Source organism: Phormidium pseudopriestleyi FRX01 (assembly GCF_017313335.1).
Classification (GTDB): Bacteria; Cyanobacteriota; Cyanobacteriia; order Cyanobacteriales; family Laspinemataceae; genus Laspinema; species Laspinema pseudopriestleyi.
Genome location: NZ_JAFLQW010000105.1, coordinates 1 through 3,234, shown reverse-complemented (window position 1 = coordinate 3,234; position 3,234 = coordinate 1). Strand labels below are relative to the sequence as shown.

The 3,234-nt window shown below is 46.8% G+C and carries 2 protein-coding genes and 1 pseudogene; 2 read left to right on the top strand and 1 reads right to left on the bottom strand.

Features of this window, described 5'->3' with window-relative positions; genetic code table 11:
- Positions 1–411, top strand: a pseudogene (locus tag J0895_RS04190) (type I glyceraldehyde-3-phosphate dehydrogenase); the annotation flags it as partial.
- Between the two features lie 300 nt (positions 412–711).
- On the opposite strand, the gene J0895_RS04185 reads toward J0895_RS04190, so the two are convergent.
- Positions 712–960 carry a hypothetical protein gene (locus tag J0895_RS04185; protein ID WP_207086867.1) on the bottom strand — a complete coding sequence of 83 codons (249 nt, stop codon included), beginning with the start codon at positions 958–960 and terminating at the stop codon, positions 712–714.
- A gap of 345 nt (positions 961–1,305) precedes the next feature.
- Between J0895_RS04185 and J0895_RS04180 the strand changes: the two genes are divergently transcribed.
- The coding region (locus J0895_RS04180; protein ID WP_242541039.1) for an NACHT domain-containing protein at positions 1,306–3,234 on the top strand (1,929 nt) is incomplete at its 3' end.

Below are 3,234 nucleotides of genomic sequence, written 5' to 3'. Positions count from 1 at the left end.
GCCCAAAATATTATTCCCGCCTCCACTGGTGCCGCCAAAGCGGTAACCTTGGTGTTACCCGAGTTGAAAGGTAAACTGTCGGGGATGGCATTCCGGGTTCCGACTCCGGATGTGTCTGTGGTGGATTTGACCTTCCGGACTACCAAGGCAACCAGCTATAAGGAAATTTGTGCGGCGATGAAGGCGGCATCGGAGGGCGAACTCAAAGGGATTTTGGGTTATACCGAGGATGAGGTGGTTTCCACCGATTTTATTGGGGATTCTCATTCCAGCATTTTTGATGCCGGTGCCGGAATGGAACTGAACTCGAATTTCTTTAAGATTGTGTCATGGTATGACAACGAATGGGGTTATTCCTGCCGCGTTGTGGACTTGATGCTGTCTATGGCGAAAAAAGACGGCATTCTATAGGTTTATACCAAGTTAGTTCAGTGTTTTGATTAGAAAAGGGCGATCGGTTGCGATCGCCCTTTTTTCATTCTTTAATCCTTTTCACCCAGAAATGGGGTTTCTGAGTTAAAAGGGTGTCCTGAAAAGCCAAGAAACCGGGTTTCTATGTTCAGCAACTCCTAATATTAAATCCGGTACTGCCCACCCTACTCTTGAAGAGGGTTTAGAAACCAAACCCCTACAAGAAACAACGATTTTTCGTGATTAAATTTATCACCTTGACAGGGTTAGGGTTTGAAACCCCGCCGGTTGTTGCACCGATTAGCGGTGATAACCGCGCCTCAAAAAAGCATACAGCATTACCAACAGCAACCATGCTGATGCATAGTAAAACCCAACCGGACTCACCGCCACCGAACAGGAGGACTCCAGCTTAACTTCAATCCTTTGATTCAGATAGGGTTCCACAAAATTGCTATAAGCATCTTCTAGGGCTTGCCGTTGTTTGATTTTATCGGTAAGAGATTGACCAATTTCGGAAATCCCTTGATTTTCAGTTAAATTATCCATTAATGTTGCTTTTCTAAACGGTTCTGGAATCAAGCTTTTTTGCTTGTTAATCTCACCGTAGAAGAGTAAAAATAGAGAGAAAAGTGGTTATTAATAGAGATTAAATAGAATTTTTCTATTTATGGTTTTTAGAAGAATCGGTTCCCCAAAAACCTGTATTAATGCTTTAAATGAAATGAGAATATCGAATGAACGCCACCCTGGGGATAGAGGTGAAGTCTTGACAATCAACTTAGAGGGGCCTTGACAGCCCCCGTCTCATAAAACATTATTAAGAAGGATGAAAGACTATTTCATTGGTTTGCTGATGTTGTAAAATAAAATGCAGTTCAGCTATGAGGGGCTATGAGCGATCGCAACCAACAACTCCAGTTCTTAGAACACCTCGCAACCCAGTACAACTTTTATGGCGATACACGAACGGCCTTTTTAGGTCGCTTCGCCCCTGAGAATGCGGATAAAGCCAATAATCAGTTGAGACTGAGTTGGCAAAAAACGCCGGAAAACCCAGAACAGAAAATCCAGGATGAATTAAAGAAGGTTTATCCAGCCTTGCGGGAAAATGGCTGTGATATTCCAGAAACTCAGAGAGGTAAACCTCCCAAAGGCAAAAGTCCTTGGGAACTGGGGTATAAGTGGCTATGGGAAGTAAAATTTCCAGAGTGGCAGCAAGAGCAAACCCAACCCGAACCTACCCCAGCCACCCTACAACGCTGCATCTTAGGACTGAAGGGCAACTATCAAGAGGCGCAACAGAAACTCACGGAAATTACCCAAACTCTGCAAAACCGTCTCAAGGATAAAACTCTCTCTATTGCCAAGGTTGAGGAAGGCAGTATTATCCTGATTGTGGAGAGTTCTCAAACGGGGTATGAGCAACTTAAAACCCTGATTGGGCAAGAGATTGCCGGGTTTATGGTGGAATATGCGATCGATGAATGGCAAGATATCTGCCGTCGGATGCTGATCGGGCAGAAACCCTTAACCAGCAATACGGTTTTAGGTCAGGTTTATGGCGATCGCAACTTAATCGATGAGGATTTATTTGTCGATTTAGCCCTGGTGAAACCGAAACGGAGTCAGAACGAAAAACACCCCCAAGATATTGACCCCGAAAAGGGTTCAGACTTGTTCACCCGTCAGGAAGAAACCATCGAGAAACGCTTTGATTATCGGGAGTTTCTCCAAGAAGTCATTAGCGATCGCACCCAAAAACAGATGGCTATTATTGGCGAACCGGGGGCGGGAAAAACGACCTTACTCCAGAAATTAGCCTTTTGGTTATTACAGGAAACCGATGATTTAGTGATTTGGGTATCCTTGGCCGAATTGGGTAATCAAGCCCTGGGAGAGTATTTAGAGCAAAAATGGCTCAAAGAGGCATTGGGGCTATCCAGAGAGGAAATTAAGGCAGACTGGGAGCAGAAATTTAAAGGGGGTGCAGTCTGGTTGCTGTTGGATGGCTTGGATGAGATGAGCCAGAGTGACCAACAGGGGTTAAATTTCCGGGGTTGGGTGATGAATGCCCCGATGATTGTTTCCTGTCGCTTGAATTTGTGGCAAGCCAACCCCAGCCAGTTACAGGGGTTTCAAACCTATCTCACCCAACCCTTTCAGGATGAACAGGTGCAGGAGTTTATCCAGCGGTGGTTTCCGGGGTTGGTGGAGGCGGAGTCGTTGTGGTCACAGTTGCAAGCGGGGGGGAAGGAACGGATTAAGGATTTATGCCGCAATCCCCTGCGGTTAACCTTGTTATGTGCGACTTGGAAGGTGGAGGATGCGCTACCGGAAACCACGGCGGAGTTGTATGCGGGTTTTGTCGAGGCGATGTATGCCTGGAAGGAAACGGCGTTTGCGGTGACGGAGGAGGAAAAAGAAGGGTTAAATGCGGGTTTGGGGGCATTGGCGAAGGCATCCCTAGAGGCGGAAACGGGTCGCTTTCGCTTAACTCATCGGTTGGTGTGTAAGAGTTTGGGAAAACCGACGGCGCAGGGGTCTTTGTTTCATCTGGCGTTACGGTTGGGCTGGTTGAATCAGGTGGGGGTGGCGGCGGAAAGTCCCCGCGAAAAGGTATATGGGTTTTATCATGCGACGTTTCAGGAGTATTTTGCGGCGTTGGCGGTGGCGGATTGGGATTATTTTGTGCCGAGGGATCATGGGAATTGTCCGGTGGAGGGGAAGCAATATCGGATTTTTGAACCGCAGTGGAAGCAGGTGATTTTGCTGTGGTTGGGGCGTGAGGATGTAACGGATGAGGAGAAGGAGGCGTTTATT

Coding starts and splice junctions, on each gene's coding strand:
- J0895_RS04185 (WP_207086867.1), bottom strand. CDS start 960: ATGGATAATTTAACTGAAAATCAAGGGATTTCCGAAATTGGTCAATCT.